The 20,565-nt window shown below is 51.5% G+C and carries 19 protein-coding genes; 1 reads left to right on the top strand and 18 read right to left on the bottom strand.

What is annotated here, in order from left to right; genetic code table 11:
- Positions 1-34 precede the first annotated feature (34 nt).
- The 6 genes from nadE to MKY74_RS19930 form a co-directional block, all read right to left on the bottom strand.
- Positions 35-853 (bottom strand): ammonia-dependent NAD(+) synthetase, encoded by an 819-nt coding sequence (gene nadE, locus MKY74_RS19955; protein WP_076165839.1) that lies wholly within the window; start codon positions 851-853, stop codon positions 35-37.
- A gap of 15 nt (positions 854-868) precedes the next feature.
- Entirely contained in the window at positions 869-1,483 is a 615-nt protein-coding gene (gene nadD, locus MKY74_RS19950; protein ID WP_076165843.1) for a nicotinate (nicotinamide) nucleotide adenylyltransferase, read from the bottom strand.
- A 10-nt stretch (positions 1,484-1,493) separates the two neighbouring features.
- Complete coding sequence (locus tag MKY74_RS19945; RefSeq protein WP_076165847.1) at positions 1,494-2,981, bottom strand: nicotinate phosphoribosyltransferase; 1,488 nt, start codon at positions 2,979-2,981, stop codon at positions 1,494-1,496.
- 89 nt (positions 2,982-3,070) lie between these two features.
- Complete coding sequence (locus tag MKY74_RS19940) at positions 3,071-3,847, bottom strand: NUDIX hydrolase (RefSeq protein ID WP_076165852.1); 777 nt, start codon at positions 3,845-3,847, stop codon at positions 3,071-3,073.
- A 188-nt stretch (positions 3,848-4,035) separates the two neighbouring features.
- A complete protein-coding gene (locus MKY74_RS19935) occupies positions 4,036-5,631 on the bottom strand; it encodes a copper amine oxidase N-terminal domain-containing protein (RefSeq protein ID WP_076165855.1) in 1,596 nt (531 codons plus the stop codon).
- A 136-nt stretch (positions 5,632-5,767) separates the two neighbouring features.
- Positions 5,768-8,590: a DEAD/DEAH box helicase family protein gene (locus MKY74_RS19930; protein ID WP_076165859.1), complete on the bottom strand. Its 2,823-nt coding sequence runs from the start codon at positions 8,588-8,590 to the stop codon at positions 5,768-5,770.
- Between the two features lie 186 nt (positions 8,591-8,776).
- Between MKY74_RS19930 and MKY74_RS19925 the strand changes: the two genes are divergently transcribed.
- Positions 8,777-9,205 (top strand): EamA family transporter, encoded by a 429-nt coding sequence (locus tag MKY74_RS19925; protein WP_076165864.1) that lies wholly within the window; start codon positions 8,777-8,779, stop codon positions 9,203-9,205.
- Positions 9,206-9,214: 9 nt separating this feature from the next.
- Here the strand turns inward: MKY74_RS19925 and MKY74_RS19920 are convergent, their stop codons facing one another.
- From MKY74_RS19920 to MKY74_RS19865, 12 genes are all read right to left on the bottom strand, one after another.
- The gene (locus MKY74_RS19920; RefSeq protein WP_076165867.1) at positions 9,215-10,534 is read right to left on the bottom strand and encodes a VTT domain-containing protein; all 1,320 of its coding nucleotides are present in this window, start codon (positions 10,532-10,534) and stop codon (positions 9,215-9,217) included.
- A 327-nt stretch (positions 10,535-10,861) separates the two neighbouring features.
- Positions 10,862-11,506: a TVP38/TMEM64 family protein gene (locus MKY74_RS19915; RefSeq protein ID WP_167372822.1), complete on the bottom strand. Its 645-nt coding sequence runs from the start codon at positions 11,504-11,506 to the stop codon at positions 10,862-10,864.
- Between the two features lie 15 nt (positions 11,507-11,521).
- Positions 11,522-12,688, bottom strand: coding sequence for an MGDG synthase family glycosyltransferase (locus MKY74_RS19910; RefSeq protein WP_076165873.1), 1,167 nt, complete (start codon positions 12,686-12,688; stop codon positions 11,522-11,524).
- An 82-nt stretch (positions 12,689-12,770) separates the two neighbouring features.
- Positions 12,771-12,947 carry a hypothetical protein gene (locus MKY74_RS19905; RefSeq protein ID WP_167372823.1) on the bottom strand — a complete coding sequence of 59 codons (177 nt, stop codon included), beginning with the start codon at positions 12,945-12,947 and terminating at the stop codon, positions 12,771-12,773.
- Between the two features lie 47 nt (positions 12,948-12,994).
- Positions 12,995-13,792, bottom strand: a complete 798-nt coding sequence (locus MKY74_RS19900) for an alkaline phosphatase family protein (protein WP_076169309.1) — start codon at positions 13,790-13,792, stop codon at positions 12,995-12,997.
- A 124-nt stretch (positions 13,793-13,916) separates the two neighbouring features.
- Positions 13,917-14,540, bottom strand: a complete 624-nt coding sequence (locus tag MKY74_RS19895; RefSeq protein WP_244169151.1) for an undecaprenyl-diphosphatase — start codon at positions 14,538-14,540, stop codon at positions 13,917-13,919.
- 106 nt (positions 14,541-14,646) lie between these two features.
- Positions 14,647-16,053 (bottom strand): HAMP domain-containing histidine kinase, encoded by a 1,407-nt coding sequence (locus tag MKY74_RS19890; RefSeq protein ID WP_076165876.1) that lies wholly within the window; start codon positions 16,051-16,053, stop codon positions 14,647-14,649.
- Positions 16,050-16,727 carry a response regulator transcription factor gene (locus MKY74_RS19885; protein WP_076165879.1) on the bottom strand — a complete coding sequence of 226 codons (678 nt, stop codon included), beginning with the start codon at positions 16,725-16,727 and terminating at the stop codon, positions 16,050-16,052. The genes MKY74_RS19890 and MKY74_RS19885 overlap by 4 nt, the downstream gene beginning before the upstream one ends.
- A gap of 201 nt (positions 16,728-16,928) precedes the next feature.
- Positions 16,929-17,540 carry a C40 family peptidase gene (locus tag MKY74_RS19880; protein WP_076165883.1) on the bottom strand — a complete coding sequence of 204 codons (612 nt, stop codon included), beginning with the start codon at positions 17,538-17,540 and terminating at the stop codon, positions 16,929-16,931.
- Between the two features lie 214 nt (positions 17,541-17,754).
- A complete protein-coding gene (locus MKY74_RS19875) occupies positions 17,755-18,510 on the bottom strand; it encodes an ABC transporter permease (RefSeq protein ID WP_076165886.1) in 756 nt (251 codons plus the stop codon).
- Entirely contained in the window at positions 18,501-19,178 is a 678-nt protein-coding gene (locus MKY74_RS19870; RefSeq protein WP_076165889.1) for an ABC transporter ATP-binding protein, read from the bottom strand. Before MKY74_RS19870 ends, MKY74_RS19875 begins: the two co-directional genes overlap by 10 nt.
- A 188-nt stretch (positions 19,179-19,366) precedes the next feature.
- The gene (locus MKY74_RS19865; RefSeq protein ID WP_076165892.1) at positions 19,367-20,539 is read right to left on the bottom strand and encodes an amidohydrolase; all 1,173 of its coding nucleotides are present in this window, start codon (positions 20,537-20,539) and stop codon (positions 19,367-19,369) included.
- Positions 20,540-20,565: the final 26 nt, after the last annotated feature.

Raw genomic sequence — 20,565 nt, 5'->3', positions numbered from 1 at the left:
GTAAAAAAGCACCGGCTAAAGCCGGCGCCTTGCCTTATTTCCACCATTCATCAAAAGGAGTCACGGGCAGCTCACGTTTATGCTGCGAACGGTCATAACGCTGCTCAATCTTGAGCTGTTCCTGCGGGTCAACCTGCTGCCCGGTCAAATACTGGTCGATCACTTCGTATTCCATGCCCAGCTCGGTTTCATCCGGCTGCTGCGGCTTGTTGTCCAGCAGATCGGCCGTAGGCGTCTTCAGATACAATCTCGCTTCGGCGTCCAAAGCTTTAAGCAGCTGACGGCCCTGCTCTTTGGTCAGCCCCGTCAGCGGCAGAATATCCGCTCCTCCGTCACCGAATTTCGTGAAAAATCCGGTGAGCGCTTCGGCGGCATGGTCCGTCCCGATCACCAAACACTGCCGCTCACCGGCGATGGCGTACTGGGCGATCATCCGCATTCTCGCTTTGACGTTTCCTTTATGGTAATCGGGAAGCCCGTTTCCTGTAGTTTCAGAATACGTAAGGGCAAAAGCGTTGACGGCATTCATAATGTTGAAATCATAGCTCTCGTCCGGCTTGATAAAATCCAGCGCCTTCTGCGCATCGTCCTCATCCTTCTGAATGCCGAAAGGGAGCCGAACCGCGTAAAATTTGGCCTCATATCCTTCCGAACGCAGCTCCTGGACCGCAAGCTGGGCAAGGCGTCCTGCCAGGGTCGAGTCCTGCCCGCCGCTGATGCCAAGCACGAACCCTTTGGCCCCTGCCTTTTTGCAGTAATCCTTGAGGAAACCGATTCGTCTGCGAATTTCCTCCTCCGGCTTAATTTCAGGCTTTACATGAAGTTCTTGAATAATTTGTTGTTGGTTTTTCATATCAATGACTCCCTTCTATCGGTACAGTTTATGTTGGCACATATAAGCATAGCAGTTGTCGGGAACCAGATAACGCGGCTCACCGCCTCGTTGAAATTCATCCCGGATATACGTCGAGCTGATTTCCATCGCGAGCCCTTTGTCGATCAAATGAAACGTCTGTCCGTCGTCGGCATTCCGCAGAATCGGCGATTTGCTGATGGCCGCCAGCATGTTGATCCCGTCCCGAGCCATCACGATGAACTTGTTTTCCTGGATGAGCTCCTCTGATTTTTTCCATTTCCCTTCCCCGATATCAAGCAGCAGATCCGCACCCATAATAAAATAAATGTCGTCGTCCGGGAAAGCCTCCTTGTAATGCTTCAGCGTCAGATAGGTGGCAATTTCCCATCCTGCTTGCTTCATTTCATAATCGTCAGCGACAAATTTATCATTGCCATCTATCGCAAGTTGAATCATGTTCCACCGGTGCTCGTCGCTGGCATGCAGCGATTTATCCGGCCTTTTGCTTGAACAGGGCAGGAAGATCACCCGGTCCAGCCGGCAGCGGTGGGCCACGGTGCTGGCCGTCCACAGATGTACGTTGGTAATAGGATCGAACGAGGATCCGTATATTCCGATTTTCGCCATGTTCCCCTCCTTAAGGCTGCAGCTGCCGCTGGATGTCCCGCTGAATTTCGTCGATCAGCCTCATTTTGTTATCCCAGCATGCCTGGCTCAGGTTCACCGGATACTCTGCCGGATTCAAGATCCGCTGGTATTCCTCCCAAAGCACCTGTAGGTTATCACGCGCAAACGCTCTGATGTCCTTCAAATCTGGCAGTTCATACACCAGCTCTCCGCTGTCAAAAACCAGATGATGAAGCTCCCTAGCCTCAAAACCGGTCACGAACTTGGCAATATACGTATGCACCGGATGAAACATTTTAAGACGCTCCTCTTTCTGTGGTTCTTCATGCTCCAGCGCAATATAATCGCCTTCCGATTTGCCGTTGTTCCGGTTGATGATGCGATAAACCCGCTTTCTGCCCGGGGTTGTAATCTTTTCGGGATTCGAGCTGATTTTAATGGTGTCGACCATATCACCAGTTTCATTCTCAATGGAAATCAGCTTGTAAACGGCTCCCAGTGCGGGCTGATCGTAAGCGGTAATGAGCTTGGTTCCGACACCCCACACATCGATCTGCGCCCCCTGGGCTTTTAGGCTCATGATCGTCTGTTCATCGAGATCGTTGGAGGCATAAATTCGGGCTTGCGGAAAACCGGCATCGTCGAGCATTTTTCTGGCCTCTTTAGATAAATAAGCCAGATCGCCGCTATCCAAACGTATACCTTTGAAGGTGATCCGATCGCCGTACGCTTTGGCCGCCTTAATCGCGTTCGGTACTCCGGACTTCAACGTATCATACGTATCGACAAGAAATACGCAGTCCCGGTGGGACTCTGCATACTTACAGAAAGCGGTATACTCATCCCTGTAAGCCTGAACCATCGCATGGGCATGCGTTCCTGCCGTCGGAATGCCGAACAGCTTGCCGGCCCGCACGTTCGATGTCGCATCAAACCCTCCAATGTACGCCGCGCGCGTTCCCCATATGGCCGCATCCATTTCCTGGGCCCGTCTGGATCCGAATTCCATCGTGACGTCGTTTCCGGTAACCTGCTTCATGCGGGAAGCCTTCGTTGCGATCAAAGTCTGATAGTTGACGATATTCAGCACAGCCGTCTCGATTAACTGAGCTTCCGCCAGCGGTGCCTCAATCCGCATCAGCGGTTCATTGGCGAACGCCAGCTCCCCCTCTCTCATAGACTTCACGGTTCCCGTGAAGCGGATCCCGGAAAGATATTTTAAAAACTCGTCGCTGTATCCATCTTCCTTCAGGTAGGACAGATCAGATTCCGTAAAACGAAATTGCTGCAGATAGCGCACCACCCGTTCCAGTCCGGCGAAGACGGCATAACCGTGGTGAAACGGGATTTTACGAAAATAAACCTCGAATATTGCCCGTCGTTCATGAATTCCATCCTGCCAGTAGGACTGCGTCATATTGATTTGATATTTATCCGTATGCAGCGCGAGGCTGTCATCTGCATGAAGATTTGTATCCGGATTCGGTTGCTGATTCATTCGTTGGTCCTCCTTTTGTAAAATAACAATTAACCAAATGTTAAATCAGATTTCAAAAAAAATAAGATCTTTATTTTCGCACAATGGATTTACTTCTTGCTGTGATATATGGAGCTGCTGATATCCATATCCACAAAGCGGTACAGCTGCGTCGGTTTCTTCGACGTTCGGCTCGTCTTCTTGCCGGCCACCTCCTGGATAAACGGGAGGGACTTGATCTTTCTGGCAAAAGCCGCATCCAGGGCAATCGCCGAATCTTTCGTTACGGTGAGCAGTACGCTCTGCAGCTCCGAATAGGTGAACTCTTCAGGCAGAAAATCCTTGGCCGCCGTCGTCTCCAGCAGCTTCCGCCGGATGACGGCAATGGCGTCCTGGATGATGACTTCATGGTCAAACGCCAAGTCCAGCGACAGGACGTCGTCGACCGGAAACAGCTCAACCTCGCTCGCGTCATCATTGGCTGCTCTCTGGGACAGATGGTGTTCGGGCACGATCGCATAATGCGCGTTCGATATGATCCAGCCCCGCGGGTCCCGGCCCGGCGTATCGTATACACCAAAATGTTCCAGATGAATATGCTCGACCCCAGTCTCTTCTTTCAGTTCCCGCTCCGCCGTTTGAAAAGCGGATTCCGTTGGTTCGACAAAGCCGCCCGGCAGCGCCCATTTCCCTGCTTCGATGTTGGGGCGGCCCTCACTGTCCGTCATACTCCGTTTGATGAGCATGATTTGCAGCTCCATTACCGGCGGTTTAAATGCTTCCGTCTTCTCCGAACGGATTGTAAAGACCGCGATGTCGGACGTATAGCCGTCAGGTGTGCGGTACTTTCGGACATCGTATTGCTGAAGTGCTTGTTCGTTGGACATATTTGCCTACGCCTTTCCTGTTTTGATTTACAATTAACATTTTGTTAATTAATAATATACCCGGGTTGGTTTTTTGTGTCAAGGGTTATGTTGCCAAAATAATAAAAAACAAGCCGACTTCTGCGTCGGCCTGTTCAAATGTTTCGGTCAGGAAGCAGTTAGACAAAATAGGCGGTTCCAAGACTGACCTAATTATTGGAACTTACTTTTAAGCGCTCGAAAGTCTTGACCATTTCGGCATCCTCCAGAAAAATATTTTTACCTCCTAATTGGTTACCCATGCCCAGCTTGTTTCCTCCAGCCAAGTAAATGCTGACGGAATCCCCGGCAGTGAACTCTACCGACATGCCGTGGAAAAACGTTACTGGAAAGGTCTTCGGCAGCGTCACTTCTGTGCCTTCCGAGGAAACTTTTTTAAGGATCCGGCAAACCGTACGAATCCCCTCCTGATCCTTCTTGTTCGCTCCAATCAGAGGTTTGTAAATGAGGTCCCCATCCTGCATATGAACAGACTTTACGGTGTCGACGGCACATGAAGCGGCCATCTCCTGAAAGCTGCGTTCTTTAGGCAGTGCCTTCCGTTCTTCGGCATAAGAAGGCCGTTCATAAGTTAACCGCTCGGAGCTGGCGTTCTTTTGGAACGGACTGAGATAAGCAAAATCTACAATTCCATGCCCCATATCCCCGGCGAAGCTCAGCGTATCTCCAGGATACGGCGTCTGGTTGTCACGGGCGTATGCCAAATCTTTTCCCGTTAAAAGCTTGTCGGCGAGTACTGTGGTCGTGTTATCCTTCAGATCGACCAGCGTCAGTAATCCCGTGCGGCCCGGCCGGACGACTAGATAATCCGCTCCAACAAACTGAACGCCGAACACATCATCCTCCTTGGTCAGCTCCTGCAAATCATGCGTGGCAACGATTTTCCCTTCGTCGTTATATAACCACACGATCTTTCCGTCCGTCAGTACTGTATATTCGATCCAGCCTTTAGGATCATAAACCTCATAGTATGACGTATTTGATTCGTACCGTCGATCATAAGCCGCATGCTTCTGATCGACGATCCGGTTATTGCGGATAAGTAGGGAGTAGACATCATAATGAGGTTTTGGATTGTTGTATTTATCCACAAACGTCAGTACCGTATTCCCTCCTTGCTGGGACCCGCCTTCAGCCGAAACTGTTCCCTTCATCTCCGCATCCAACTTCCCAATGTTCAATACATCGGATTGTTCGTCTTTAGCCGTATACAGCTCATGGGTCGTTCGATCCCACCATATCGTTAGCCACGAGTACAGTTTGAGGTAATCGTCCGATTTCGTCATATGTACGGTTTGCGTAGCCTTATCCCACTTCACTTCCGTTCCCATGGCCTCCGAGAAAAAGCGCAGCGGAGCATACACCCGCCCGTCGACCATTCGAAGTGGCGAGGACAGGGCGACATGCTGTCCATTGACGCTAGCGCTTTTCGAGCCAAAAGGCAGTTTCACGGTGAGCTTTGGATACCTCATGGTTACCGTTTTGGCCTGAACGTTCCAAGAGACCAGGGTACCGAGCACTTCTCCCATATCCCGGACCGGCAGATAAACCGTACCTTTGTCCAGGAAAGGGGGTGTTTTCGGATTTGCAGCTTTACCGTTCATCGTCAAGTTAATGCCAGTATTGGCCGCCGCTTTGGTTGACGCGGAATTGTCGGCGCTAACAGGCAGTGTAATTGCAAATGCAGCAGCGGCGGCCAGAAAAGCAGCCGGCAGAAATGAATTCCATCGTAGTTTGAAGCGCATCAGATAGGATCCTCCCGTTATAAAAAGAATGAGTGCCTAATCAATAAACGCCGGAAATCAGCTGTTGGTTGCTGCCCTGAGAAATTTCCTCGCAAATAATTCACCAGCTACAGTGCCGCATGTGATGGTTCTCGCCTTACAGCCAAGCGCTGACCCGCTCGGATTTGCGGACAAACATCGCCGTCAGGGACTTCGCTCTCGCATCAAGCAGCTTCTTGCGACCCTCGGGAGTCCGGGTATAGACCAGCTCAGCCGGTCCGATATGCTTGCGCCACAGAACGGCAAAACGCTCGGCAATGTCCTTGCGGCGTCCGATCTCCTCCGGGACGGCATGATAATCATGCGACTGGCCAAACCACCGCCGCGATGTGCGATAGACTAAATAGCGGGGATTATCGATCGGATCGAGCAGCTGCTGCAGAGCATTCAGAAACAGCGTCTTTTCATGCGTACTCCCATCCCTCAGCCAGCATACGAAGGTACCTCCTTCCTCCTGGGTACCGATCAGATGAATGCTCGGAGCGGGTTGGACCAGCTTCATTTCATACAGCACGGTGTATACGGCTAATCCGACTTCGCGAATACTTCGATCCAGCGACTGGTGCTTGATCGTCATTTTTGCAGCCTTGTAGATCCAGGGACTGGCACAGACGGCCGCCAAGACGGCTGCGATGCTGAATTTGAACCATCCCGGTGCATCCGAATGCAGCATTTGAGGCGATGAGGCCGCATCAAAAAAGGTCTCCAAACCGAGCACCAGCGCAAAAATAAGAACTGCTTTGATCGTATAGGGATAAACAACCGGCCTTGGAACGCTCTTGCCTTCCGCCTTCAACTCCTCGGTCATCGAACCCTGCAGGGCGACAGCTGATGCCCAGTGCTCCTTAAGCAAATGCCGCTCCTTTGCCCTTTCCAATGTTTGTGCGTTGTACTGCTCAATATCCCTTACCGCTAACTGTCCCTGCCCCAATCCCATTCGCTCCATGCCGGATTCGATCGTCTCATTCGTAATGGACAAGCCCACCAACGAGCGGAAACGTCTGGTAAGAGACGCCATATCTTCTCCACCATCCGCAAGCTCCGTATCGACGCAGGCCAAATGCCATATCGCCCCAGTTTTGTCCGGATTTCCGCGCTGCGAACGGATCGCACGCCCCCGCATCTGATTAGACAGCATAAATGAGCCTACGTAGGAGGCCATGATCATCGAATTGATCCCCGGCGCATCCCATCCTTCGCCCAGCAGCGCAGCCGTACCAACGAGTACGCGGACACCGCCTTGGTCAAAGAGCTCTGTGACCCATTCGACGATAACGGAACGATTCGAATCGCGCACATCGATCGTCACGTAGTCGGAATCGTGGGCGAGCGGCCGCTCCGTGAGCGTAATACCGCGCTGACCGGCCGTCTCCCGCACCCATGCCGCCGCAGCGACTGGCAGGATCACAAGGGAGCCGGTCAAAACGCCGATGGGGAGCTCTCTCCCGCACGGTTCTTTTTCTCTAAGCCGTCTGCGTATGGTTTCGAAAATCGGGACCACCCCGAGGCGCTGAATCGGCTGTTCATCCCCCGCTTGCTTAGGCATGTCTTCCTTCCGGATATAATCGGTCAGGATGACCATTCGCAGGCCTTCGCCAAGGACCGATCTCTCAAAATCGAGGATATGCCCGATTTTCTTCAGCTTCGAAACGCTGTGAATCAACATTTTGTCCAGTGCCGGAGTGGACCGCAAGTACAGCTTGCGCCGCTCAATCATGCCGAGTTGGCTGAGCCGTCTGCGAAGTTCCTTCAGCTCAGGCCGATCTGAATCCACATGGGCATCTTTAAACAATACCCCGCTCAACAGCTCCTCCAGCCATTCGTCGCTTAGATTTGGCGTATCTGCTTCTTTGAGCCCCAGCAGCTTGACCGCATCGCGCCACACTGGCTGATTCGCCGCCCGTAAGAAAATGACCATGCTGGAGTAATAACCAGGGGAAGATAATATCTCTTCCATATGGGATTCCGCGTTCGTGATCCAAGGGTGGCCGGCGATCAGCTCGGTTATGAACTTGTCCCGGATGAGCTCGCCCCGCAGCCTGGCCGCATGCATGCGAAACTCGCGGAGCTGCGCCGCTTCCTTCTCCTCAGGCGGGGTCAGCATGATGTAATCCTGATGCGGGCATAATTCGCCATGACGGACAAGCTCCGGCACGCTGATCTCCTCATCAATCGGCCCGCACAGCTTGATATACCGCTGCCACTCGTTCGGATTCACGTCATACGGCGGCGTTGCTGTCAGCGCAATTTTGGTCGGCCGCTCCAGCAGGCCGCACAGCTGAACCGCGCTCCTCCACCAGGACACGCGCAAATGATGGGCTTCATCAAAAATGACGGTGTGCAGTCCCAGCTTCTTCAGCTTTTCAATGATCTCTATCGCTGCTGAAGGCTGGCCCACCTCGTCTTCCTTTTCCGCCTCAGCCGTGTCTTCTGGAATCTCCTGCTCCTCCGGAGCCGATTCACGTTCAGTCATAGCATCTTCCGTATCATCGACCGCAGTTTTCATCCCGTGTTCACTTAGAACAGTTGACTGCTTGTCTCCCTGCGCCTCATCCTTTTTACCGGCGGCGGTGAGAACAGTATGTAAGGCCTGATATGTTGTAATTGTGACCATGGCCGGATGATGAATAGAAGTCGACAACCAGTCCGGGCGTATGTCTGTATCCAAAAAAAGCTCCATGAAGCGGTTTGCCCACTGCTCCTTGATCGTCAAAGTCGGTGCCAAAATGATCGTCGGCCGGTTGATGCGCAGCATGACTTCCAGGCCCAGAACGGTTTTGCCGGATCCGGGAGGCGCAACAAGATGCAGGTGCCGATTGCGCAAATGCTCGTCCAACCGGTCCAGTATCCGCTTTTGATAGGAACGCCACGGATAGTGAAATTTGATATGCTCAGGAAAAACCTTGGTCTGATTCTCCATGGCAGTTCACCTCTTTTCATCTATTTCCTTTCGTCCATACCCCTCTTTACGCCGAAAAACGTGCCAGGGATTCGGGGAATGGATATTTTGTAAAATCATTCATGATTTGAGCCCGTGATGAACAATACTATAATAGGGAATCTTTGCCGCTGTTGAAAAGTCATTTATGAAAGAAGGGGGATGCTTATGGCTGCATGGCTTATTTACGCGCTGCTTTCAGCCGCGGCGGCTGCGCTGGTGTCCATTTTCGGGAAAATCGGTCTGCAAAACATCGATGCCAACGCCGCCACGGCGATCCGGGCCGTCATTATGGCCTTATTTCTGCTCGGGGTCATTGCCGTACAGGGGAAGTTCGGCCAACTGGGAAGCATTTTGGCACAAAAAAAAGCACTCAGCTTCATCGTGCTCAGCGGAGTGGCAGGTGCAACGTCGTGGCTGTTCTATTTTTTGGCCCTCAAGTACGGCAAGGTGTCGCAGGTAGGCCCCATCGACAAGTTAAGCGTCGTGATCGCCGTCATTCTGGCCTTTCTGTTCCTCGGCGAAAAATTATCCTGGCTGAACTCGGCCGGCGTCGTGCTGATCGCAATCGGCGCACTGCTGGTCGCCGTGAAATAACCACACGCATTAAGCATCTTTGCTGCCGCTGCCTTTTCCTGGGCCCGTCCCGAGTTCCGACTCCTTAAATTTACGCATAATTTCCAGCAGCATCACATGCAGACTGACCCAGACACCGCCAAAAATGTATCCGGCAAACACATCGCTTGGGAACTGCACGTGAAAATAAACCCGGCTGACCCCGACGGCCAAACAGATCAGGATCACCGCCAAAACGATGGGAATCCGGACGTAACGGAAGTGATAATGCCGCAGCAGTAAAAAGGCCGAAAAACCGCATACTGTCAGCGTAACTAACGTTTCCTCGCTCGGAAATGTATTGAACAGCTGTACGCCAGCTGCCACCGGACCTGGACGATGAAACAACAGGCGAAGCACCCTGTCCAAGAACTCTCCGCCGGCCACAACCCAAACCAGGAACGACAAATCAAGCCCGCGGTCTCGGCTGTGGAGCACGATCCACAAGCCTGTCAGGCATAGAACCGGCCCATACAAATCCAAAGTCCCGAACCTCGCAAATACGTGCATCCAGCCCGCCCACTCTGGACCGAACAGAACCGATACTAAATAAGAGGCAATTTGGTCGAATTGTCCGTACTCATGCGACAAAAAATCTTGAATGACGCCGAGCATTAACGAAAAAAACAATACAAATGCGGCAAACGAGGACAGCAGCAATAGACGGACCTTTCCGAACGACTGAAAGTGCCGCACGCCGCTTGCCAGCAAATCCATCAATCGCTCGATCACTTGATGTTTATACTTGCGGTAGACATAAATAGCCGCTGTGACCAGTGCCGAACCGATCCCGAAAATAACCATGTAACGATTGACCGTAGAGTGATAGGCTTCCCATTTCGGGCCGAGCACTTTACCAAGCGAAATGAACAGGCCTACCCAGAAAAGCGCGCCGGTGTAGGCAAATAGCGCATAACGCCGGAAGGGCATACGCGTTACGCCGCAAAAGTAACCGGTAATGTGACGGACCCCCGGTATAAAATATGCGGCAAACAGAAGCTTGTCCCCGTAGCGCTCAAACCAGCCCGTAATTTGTTCCATCCTCTCTTCGGTGAGATGTACCTTGCTGCCATGGCGCGAAATAAATGGGCGTCCAAGCCGGTATCCGATCCAATAAGATAAAGTCACGCCGGTCAAGACGCCGGCTCCGGCCGACGCCATGCTCAGCAGCCAGTTCAGTTTCCCTTCATACACAAACAAACCGGTATAGCTCATCATCATTTCACCGGGAAGAGGCAGAGCAAGCATTTCCAGGCACAAAAATAGATAGATCAATGCGTAACCATAGTGCTCCAGCAAATTCGTCAGCATACGTACTTCCAGCTCCCTCTACACATAACCGCTATAACTTATTAATCGTATAACTATTACTTCATCGGCTTTATAGCAGCCACCTTCTCTATATTTCCCCTTCATTTCACGCTTTTAACATGCGCCGAACCGGTCTTGAATAATACGCAGTGTAAAAAGACTTTGCCTTCTTGTCAAACCGCAGGCTCCAAGCCGAAATAACCAACCCCAACGAAAAATCCGCCGGGCTTGGTTGGAGTTACCAGTCATCCTATGAAACGCTAAACTATTTTGCATAGATCCCAATAAACGGCAAACCGTTCCTTGGCTGCTCCCTCATTGTCTACATTACTCCGCCGTCACCCTGCTTTTTCGGGACTTACCGGACGTCCGCTTCTTTACATACCATGACAAACCGGCAAGGAGCATGAAGACCATGCAGCCGATCACAGCCCAGAGCAGTGAACCTTTCCTTACACCGGCGTACAGTGCGCTCATAGCCACAGTATGCGGAAACACACCGATCGCCGTCGTCAGCATGTAACGAAATAGGTTAACCTTTAACAGCCCGGCGGCATAGTTGACGGCATGATAGGGGATGAAGGGAACGAACCGTGCGATCAGAAGGCCTTTAAATTCACTGGCTCTCAGCCAATCCTCCATTTTGGCAAGATACGGTTCAACCCGCGTACCTGCAAAATAAGAAGAGAAAGACCAGGCAAGCCAATATCCCCCAAAAGCTCCGATGATCCCTGAAGTCCACAAGCAGAGACCTCCCCAATATGGCCCGTAGATTTCCAGAACCATCACGGCGGTGATTTCGCCTGGCAGCGGAAGCATATTTAGCAGGGTTTGAAACAGAAACACAGCGACGAAGCCAATGAAACGATAGCGGCGTATCCACGCGACAATTGATTCCGCATCCCCTGTTTGCAGCACATAAACGGTATATATCGCCAAGGTGGTCAGGAGCAGCATTCCAATCCATTTCATCCTATGCTTCATCGTTTAGGGACGAAGCATCAGCTCATAATCATGGTTTGCATCTTGATAGTTTTGCAGCGTCTTCAAAATATCGTTCACGATCCGCTCGCCTGCCGCTCCTTTATGAAATTCTGCCATTTTTCCGCGGATCCGATCAGCTGTCGTCGGCGCCCCGAGAAAATCCCGGAGCTGCTCCGCGAGCTGGCGGACATTGGATGAAATCTGGGCCATGCCGTTGGTTTTAAAATAGCGGGCGTTTTCCCTCTCCTGACCGCCATACGGACTCAGAATAAAAATCGGCAGCTTCAGAATGACGGCTTCGGACAAAGTTATGCCTCCAGCCTTCGTTACGATGCAGGAGGACGCGGCCATCAGATCATGAATGTTTTTGACGTATCCAACAATATTCACCTGCGACTGACCCGAAAACAGTGTCGTCAATTTCTCATAGGTTTGCTGTTTGCGTCCGCATACGACTGTAATTTCGCAAACTTCCTGGTCAACCAGCTGATGAATGAGCTCCACCAGCTGCTGGAACACCGTAAATGTTCCTGCCATCACCAAAATACGTTTCCCCTTGGCCGTTCCATGTGCAGCACGGCGCAGCGGGGCTTCAACGGCTGCTGTATAGAATTGGGGCCTCACAGGGATACCGGTAACGCTGATTTTCTCCGCTGCGGCGTCATAGTTTTGGACCATCATGTCCTTGATCTCATCAGTAGCCACGTAATACCCGAACGTATCCGGATGAATCCAGCGGGAATGCAGGGCATAATCGGTAATGACTGTAAACGTACGCGCGGCGTGAACGCATTCTCGCTCCGAAACGACGCCGAAAGGGAATGTATTGATGATCGCATCGGGCCGGAAACGGCTGATCGTCTCCAGCATTTTGCCTTTCACGAGTCCGTTCAGGTACCGCATCACCGGCCCGGATGGATTGGAATCCCTGGTCATGTAATAGCTCCAGCCATAATAATCGAAGCCCAATTGGGACGTAAATGTGCTCATTTGATACACTTTCGAGAACAAGGAATTTAATACCGGATGAGCTTCCTTCATGAGGTCAATGATTTGCACCTGGTTGACCTGCTGCGCATGAAAATAGTGCAATAACGCCGAAGATACCTGAAGATGGCCGTCTCCAAAGCCGGCTGTCAAAATCAAAATACGCGGGCGACGGTTAGACATGCTTGTTCCCTCCCTTTGGTCTCATCGGATTGCCAGGCGACACAAGTCGATGCCTGATCCGGTCAGGATGATCTGCCAAGAGTTAACCGTAATTACGCCGATATGAAAAATCCTTGCCGGGAATGACCAATATATGGTCCAAAATAAACTGCTGCTCTTTCTCGGAAAGGCCGGACCGTTGAATCATATGACGAATACGTGTTTCCAAGTCATGCATGGACTGCAAAAACAAATCCATATCCTGAAGCTTTTCATACATGCCTCTCACTCCCCATCTATATTCAAATTCCATGGCTTCCATTTCATTTAGGACGGTTTCCACAGATTTCGGATCGGTTCGCTGCCCGATGTTCGGCCAAGATGCGACAAACCGTACAGGTCTTCCAGTGTCCGCAGGACATTTAAATGGGTGATCTTCTGATCGAATACGGCTTGGCGAACATGATCCCCCACGATGATGGTCGGGATATGATTCCGGCTGCCGTAATCGTCTTCGTCCCAGGTTAAAATCAGGACGCTGTTGTGGCTTTTCGCCCATTCGACATAAGGGCCCATGTTCTGTTTAAGCCACTTGTCTGCCGACTGGACCGTTCCGTCATGCATATCATGATCCAGGTTAGGGATCACAAAGGAAACGGTCGGAAGCTGGGTGTAATCAGCCGGGAAATCTGTGAATCTCCGGTTTGCCGATTTCGGAATGTTCGTAAAGTTCACCCATGGACTATGCTTTCTTCCGTACTGCTTGTTGGTGCACGCGGTCGATCCGACAGAAGGAAGACCTTCCGAGTATCCGGCAAAAGTGAGCTTGTGTTTGAACAGCTCGCTTGCCAGATTGGGCGTGGTAAACGTATGTCCGCAGGAATCATCGTGAACGCCTTGATCAGCTCCGGAAAACAGGATTAGATAATTCGGCTGGCTTGGATGAGCGTTGGCATACGATTCCGTGAAATACGCCCCTTGCTTAGCCAAGCTGTTCATATAGGGTGCCGCCCGATTCCCGATGATGTTTTGGCGGGAATGGTTCTCCTCCACGACGATGACGACATGATCGGGAACCTTTGCGGTTCTTCCGCTTTGAGCTGCATTTTGGCCAACGGGTTTCATCGTCTGGGGCTCTGATTCGCTTTGCCCCGCCTCCGCTTGCCCGGTTCCCTTAGGCCCGGCACAAGAGCACAAGATAATGATGAGAACAAACAGTATTGTAAATTTACGCATTTGCATTAACATTTCACTTCCCTGCGGGCAGTTGATCTTCTTTGTTCACGGGCCGGGGCAAAATCTTCGATTCGTATTTTTCATACCATCCGAGACCTGCTTTAAACAATCGGGATGCGAACTTGAAGCGTACTGCAAGATAGTGCCCCCCTACTGAGACTATGATACCGATCAACGCCCCACCTAATACGTCGAACGGATAATGTACACCCGTCCATACCCTGGAGAACGCAATGCATGCAGCCAAGATCAGCCAGATGACCCCTTCTCTTCGGCGATATATCACGAATATCGCGGCAATGGCAAATGCTCCAATGGAATGATCACTTGGAAATGATGCATTAGCAGGATGCGGGATCAACTGAAGCACCGAATGGGCGACAAACGGGCGGTTCCGGTAAAATAAGTGGCCGATCACCCAACTAATTCCAAGCCCGATGACTGCGGAGACGACAGACTCCACCACCATTCTCCGGTTGTTCTCCTTACGGGTGAACCAATAAACCAGCAGTCCGGCAAAAAACAAATAAAATGCTCGTTCCGCCAGTATACGCATAACAGGATTCAGGGAGGAAACGGATCTTCCCCACTCGTTAATGACATGAAATATTTGATAATCGATTTGACCCATACTCATTCTCATACTCCTTCTGCTTGTTCTGATCTGTTAATGATCGGTAGAGATCAGCTTAACGCAGGAATATGAAAATTTAATGAGAATCAAACCATCAATGGCATCGGCTTTAGGAGGATACCGACGGGAACGACAAGGTTACGCGGGTTCCTTCGTCTTCGACGCTCGTAATGGCGATCTCGCCTTGATAATGCGAAATGAGATTTTTGGCGATCGCAAGGCCCAGGCCCGTTCCTCCAATTTCCCTGCTGCGAGCACGGTCCACGCGGTAAAACCGGTCGAACACATGCTGGATCTCAGCCGTCGGTATGCCGATTCCATAATCTTGAATCGATATGCATACCCGTTTGTTTTCTTCATAGCAGCGAATGTCGATTTGTTTATGTTCCGCTGAATATTTGACTGCATTTTCAATGATGATCAACAGCATCTGCTCCAGGTGAAGCGGGTTGATCCTCACCACTTTACCGGTACCCTCTGCTTTCATGCGAAAAGCAAATTCCGGATACAAATCCTCCATCCGCTGAATGGTTTGGGCCATAAACGGTTCAATCCGGATCCGTTCGATATGATCGGTCAATGTCGCTGTATCTGACCTGGACAGTGCCAGGAGCCCTTGTACGAGCCCCTTCAGCCTTCGGACTTCCTGAAGCGACGCATTCAGCGACTCCTCCAGGATGGCCGGATCCTTCTTCCCCCATCGGTTCAGCATGTTCAAGTGACCTTCCAGAATGGTGATGGGCGTGCGCAGCTCATGCGAAGCATCGTCCACAAACTGCTTTTGCTGGCGGAATGACACTTCCAGTTGGTCCATCAGCTCGTTGAACAGGCTGGCCAACTGCGATAGTTCATCCCCGTTTCCGATGTTTCCGACGCGTTCCTGAAGCCCGTTTTGCTTCACATTTTGAATGGTAACAGCAAGCGCCTTAACCGGCCGCAAAAACTGCTTCGCGATCGCCCAGCCGCTGGCAGCGCTAATGCATACGGCCAGAAAGCCTCCGATGACCATGACCCACAGCAGCGTCGCGTTAAAATGGTCGAAAGTTTCGAGATTCGTCGCCATTTCGACCGTTCCCGATTCGTTCTTGATCGCAAAGGGTGTCCGGTAAATGAGAATGTGATCCTCTCCATGCCACGCATCCTGCAATGAGCTGGTCGCACTCGGAAGCGGGTTGATCCACTTCGGATTAAAATGGTTCGTGACTAACAGCAGATTCGCCCCTTCGTCGTCAATCAGGCGGATCATTTGATTTTTACCGAGAATATTGCGAATGAAAGAGCTCGCTTCCGGTGATTCCAGCGATTCCTTCGTTGCCTGCTGCTCTTCCAAATAACCCTGGACCTGCGACATCATGACGTGCAGCGCGTCCCGTTCCTGGTTCAGCATCCAGTGCTTCAATACCAGATATTGGGCAAAATTGTACGTAGCGAACAGCAGAAAAATGAGCAGCGTTGCGCCAATCATCAGCTTCCATATGACAGGCAGCCGCTTGAGCCAATCGGTTATTCGCCTCATGTCCGCATCACGTATCCCATTCCGCGCACGGTTTGGATGACGCTTTCTTCTCCGGCAGAATCTAATTTATTCCGCAAATAACGGACATACACATCAACCACATTCGTCTCCACCTGCGAATCGTAGCCCCACACCAAGTCGAGCAGCATATCTCTGGTCTGGACCAGGTTTGGATGCTTCATAAACACGGCCAACAGGTCGAATTCCCGCTTCGTCAGCTCGATGGGGGTACCGCCCCGGGTAGCTACTCTGGCATCCAGATCCACCGTAATGTCCCGGAATGTCAGAACTGCCCGGTTCGATTGATCCTGAAGCTCAATCCTGCGGAAAATCGCGCGCATGCGGGCGAGGAGCTCCTCGATGTCAAAAGGTTTGGCGATATAGTCATCGGCACCGCTGTCAAGGCCCTGCACCCGGTCTTCGAGACCGTCTCTCGCCGTGAGCATGATGACCGGGGTACTTTTCACATTTCGGAGCCTGCGGCACACCTCTACCCCGTCCAAATGAGGCAGCATGATGTCCAGCAGGATCATATCCCATTCCTCCGCCAAAGCGAGCTGAAGTCCGCTGGATCCGTCATAGGCGGCCTTCACAAAGAATTGCTCATGCTCAAGTTCGAGCTGGATGAAACGCACCAGGCTCTTTTCGTCTTCTATAATAAGTATCCGTTTCATTGATATCTCCTCCAGGTTACTGCTGCGAAGACAAGTATATTGGAATTTCATGAGAAAATGATGAGAAGATAGGCACTGTTGCCATCAACAATCAGTACTAGTTTGATCATACCTTGGAATTGTAAACAAATGATAATCCTTCCTAACATTTTCTGTATACAAAAAGCAGAGCCTCACAAGAGACCCTGCCTTGAATGCTTTTTATTTTTGGCTGCCTGCATTTTGTCCGTTACTACTCTGTTCATTCGAAGCCTGACTGCTTGCTGTCTGCCCGCCGGAAGCCTGTCCATTGTCGGAAATGACGCGACGAGCGGTTACAAAGGTATGATCCCAGGTGCTTCCTGCAAAATCGGACACCGTCACGCCAATACCAACTCTGTAGGTATGCAGCAGTTGTCCGTTGCCTATATAAATGCTAACGTGATTGATGTCGCCGTCATGATTCGTATCAGAGAAAACCAAGTCCCCTGGCTGTAATTGATCCTTGGACACCGGCGTGCCTACCTGCGATTGCTCTCTTGATGAGCGTTGCAGATCGATGCCGTTTTGCTTGAACACATATTGCGTGAATGAAGAACAATCGAATCCATCCGTTCGGCCGGATGGTGCCCCAAACTGATAACGAACGCCTAGAAATTGTTTGCCTGTCGCGATGACCCGATCCGCCACGGAGCTGTCAGATACCGAGGCTGCGTGAACCGGATGGGCCGGCAGCAGCATGCTTCCGGAAAAAGCAACGGAGAGGCACACGCCGATTCCCATAAAAGTTTTGACGATACGGCTCTTTCTGTTGAGGTTCGTGTTGTTGTTCATAAAGACCCTCCCTAGAAGTCGTATTGGATAAGTGAAATTCATGCGGATTAGTGCTTTACCTTTCACAAACAGTTATAGGCGATAGAAATTAAAAAATGATGAGAATGTCCAATATCCTCCTCAAGCAATTTTATCCAAGCCCATGCCTGCAAAGTAGAAACAAAGTACCGCTTGCTATCACCTTTTATAGGATCCAAATCAACATAGCAACGACTTATGTATCCGAACGCATAAATTGGCCCAGCTTACCGAACCATAACCGATAGCTCATCAATGCCAGCAAAATGCTGGTGAGCGCCGCCGACGAAGCGAACGCAAACATGATCAAAATTTGATAACGGACCGCCTCCAGCGGACTGGCGCCGGCCACGATCATGCCCGTCATCATGCCGGGCAGTTGGACGAGCCCGACGGTCTTCATCCCGTCGATCGTCGGGATCATGCTGGAACGCGCCGAGCGGTTCAGCATGCGATGGATCGCCTGCCGTGGGCTCGCGCCGAGGGACAGCAGCGTTTCCACTTCTCCCCTCGAGGTCACCGCTTCCCGCTTCATTTGGTTCAAAAACAAACTGGACACGACCATGGCGTTGCCGATGGTCATGCCGCTGATCGGGATAACATAACGCGCTGTGAGCGGGATAATGCTTAGAGCGAGCAGCAACCCCATCGTCACAACTTCCGTAATCGTAATGGTCAAACCAACGTACAAATAGATGCGCTTGAGCCCTTTTCCGCGCTTGCCTGCATTCCAGGTAGCTACCGCAATCATAATGACCAGGATGAAGGCAACAAGCAGGAAATGGTGTGTGCCAAATATGTATTGAAGAACAAACCCGACAGCGAGCAGCTGTATCGCGGAGCGAATCGTTCCATATAGAATATCCCGTTCCAGTCCGAGCTTTTGCCATATGGATATGCCGACGGATACCGCAATAAATACAAGCGTAGAAGCCAGTGCGATCAAAGACATGATATTCCTCCCTCGGACAAAGTCCCATTGGAGAGCGACCATACCCTTTCCCCGATCCGTGCCGCTTGGTCGCGATCATGGGATATCCAGGCATAGCCCGTTCCCTCCTGCCGATTGATGTCCGTAATCAAACGCTCAACCGCATATTTACTGACATCATCGAGCGAGGAAGTGATCTCATCCAGCAGCAAAAGCTTGGGGCGCAGCAATAAGGACCGCACTAGAGCCACCCGCTGCTTTTCACCGCCCGAAAGGGTGGAAGCTTCTTTGGACAAGCCCATATCTCCAAGCCCAACGCTTGACATCAGATGAGCCGCATAGGCTGGATCATATTCCGTATGATGCAGCCTGCTCACCGTACGCAGATTATCTTCGATGGAACCCTCAAGCATGACGGGCGTTTGACTGACGTAGCAGACGTTCATCCGCCAGGCTTGTGGATTCCACTCATGCAGTGGCTTTCCGAGCAGAAGCATTTCCCCGCTGTCCGCTTCATCGAGCAGGCCAAGAATGCGCAGCAGGGTGCTTTTGCCTTGGCCGGACGGCCCGACGAATACAATTTTCTCCCCTGCGGGGACGGTGCCGGCGATTTTCGAAAAAATGATTTGATTAGAGACCGAGGATATCGTTTTGCTTAAATTCGTAAATGACAAGATGTTATCGATCATTCATATAAATCTCCTCTGCGTGTGGCTTACTATCGTCGATTACCATCCATTTTAAACATTCGCAGTCGGCTTGTCATGGCTTAAGGATCGATCGGTCTTCACTCATTTGCCTAGTTGTCGTGAGCAAATCGAGCATGCAGAAGCAAATGGAACAAACCGGGAAATAAAAAAGCCGCGAAGATCGCGGCTTATCGAGTATTCAATTCGTTGAGGCAGCGTACCGCCAGATGGCTGTAATATTCCGCAGCCGGGAGCAGCGCGTCCTCTTCCGGATTAAACTTCGGATGATGCAGCGCATAGGGCGAGTTAGACCCTACATATACAAATGCGCCTGGGATGTGCTGGAGATAGTAGGAGAAATCCTCCCCTCCCATGCTTGGTCCAAGCACTTTGGTGACATAGCCGGATTCCTCCGCCGCATCGCTGGCGAACTTGGCCCAATATGCGTCGTTGATCGTGGCTAGCGGTCCGGGATACCATTTCAGCTCGGCCGACACCCCTGCCGATGCTCCGATTCCGTCAATAATTTGCCGGATCGTGTCCGGAATGCGTTTCTGAACCTCCACATCGAGCGTTCTTACCGTTCCTTCGAGCTCCACTGTCCCAGGAAGGACGTTCCATGTGTTCCCACCAGAGATTCGGGTGACGCTGACCACGACGGCATCGAGTGCACTGACCCGGCGGCTGGTGATCGTTTGCAGAGCCAGGATGATTTGGGAGGCGGCGACGATCGCATCGGTCCCTTTCTCAGGCGTTGCCGCATGGGCACCGATTCCGTTAATGACGATTTCGAACCGGTCAACGCCGGCGGTGATGGCGCCTTCGCATGTGCCCAGTTCCCCTACCGCAAGCTCCGGCGAATTGTGAAGGCCGAAGATCGCCGATACGCCCTCCAACCCACCGGAGTCCACCACGTCTTTAGCTCCGTGTCCAGTTTCTTCGGCCGGCTGGAAAATGATCCGTACGGTTCCTTGAAGCTCTTGCTCCTTTTCCTTCAACAGATAGGCGGCTCCCAAGGCGACGGTTGTATGAAAATCGTGGCCGCAAGCATGCATTTTTCCTGCAAACTTGGATCGGAACGGAACGTCCGTCTCTTCATCGATCGGCAGCGCGTCGATATCCGCCCGCAAGGCCATGATCGGTTCCCTGCCAGTGCCGATTTGGGCGATGACCCCCGTCTTAAGGTTGGGTAAATCCAGAATTTCAATATTGGCTTCCTTCAGCCACGCTTTGATTTTGCGCGTCGTTTCGAACTCTTCATTGGATAATTCGGGTTCCAGATGCAGATTGCGGCGGATGTCCACCAAGCGTTCCTGCAGCTTCGCAGCGGAACCGGTATTCGTTATACCGGGATTGGCCATACGAATTCCTCCTTCTAACTCCGATG

It is taken from the genome of Paenibacillus sp. FSL R5-0378 (genome assembly GCF_038009285.1).
Lineage (GTDB): Bacteria > Bacillota > Bacilli > Paenibacillales > Paenibacillaceae > Paenibacillus_AQ > Paenibacillus_AQ favisporus.
The sequence above is the reverse complement of the archived record's forward strand: the minus strand, read 5'-3'. Positions and strand labels throughout refer to the sequence as shown.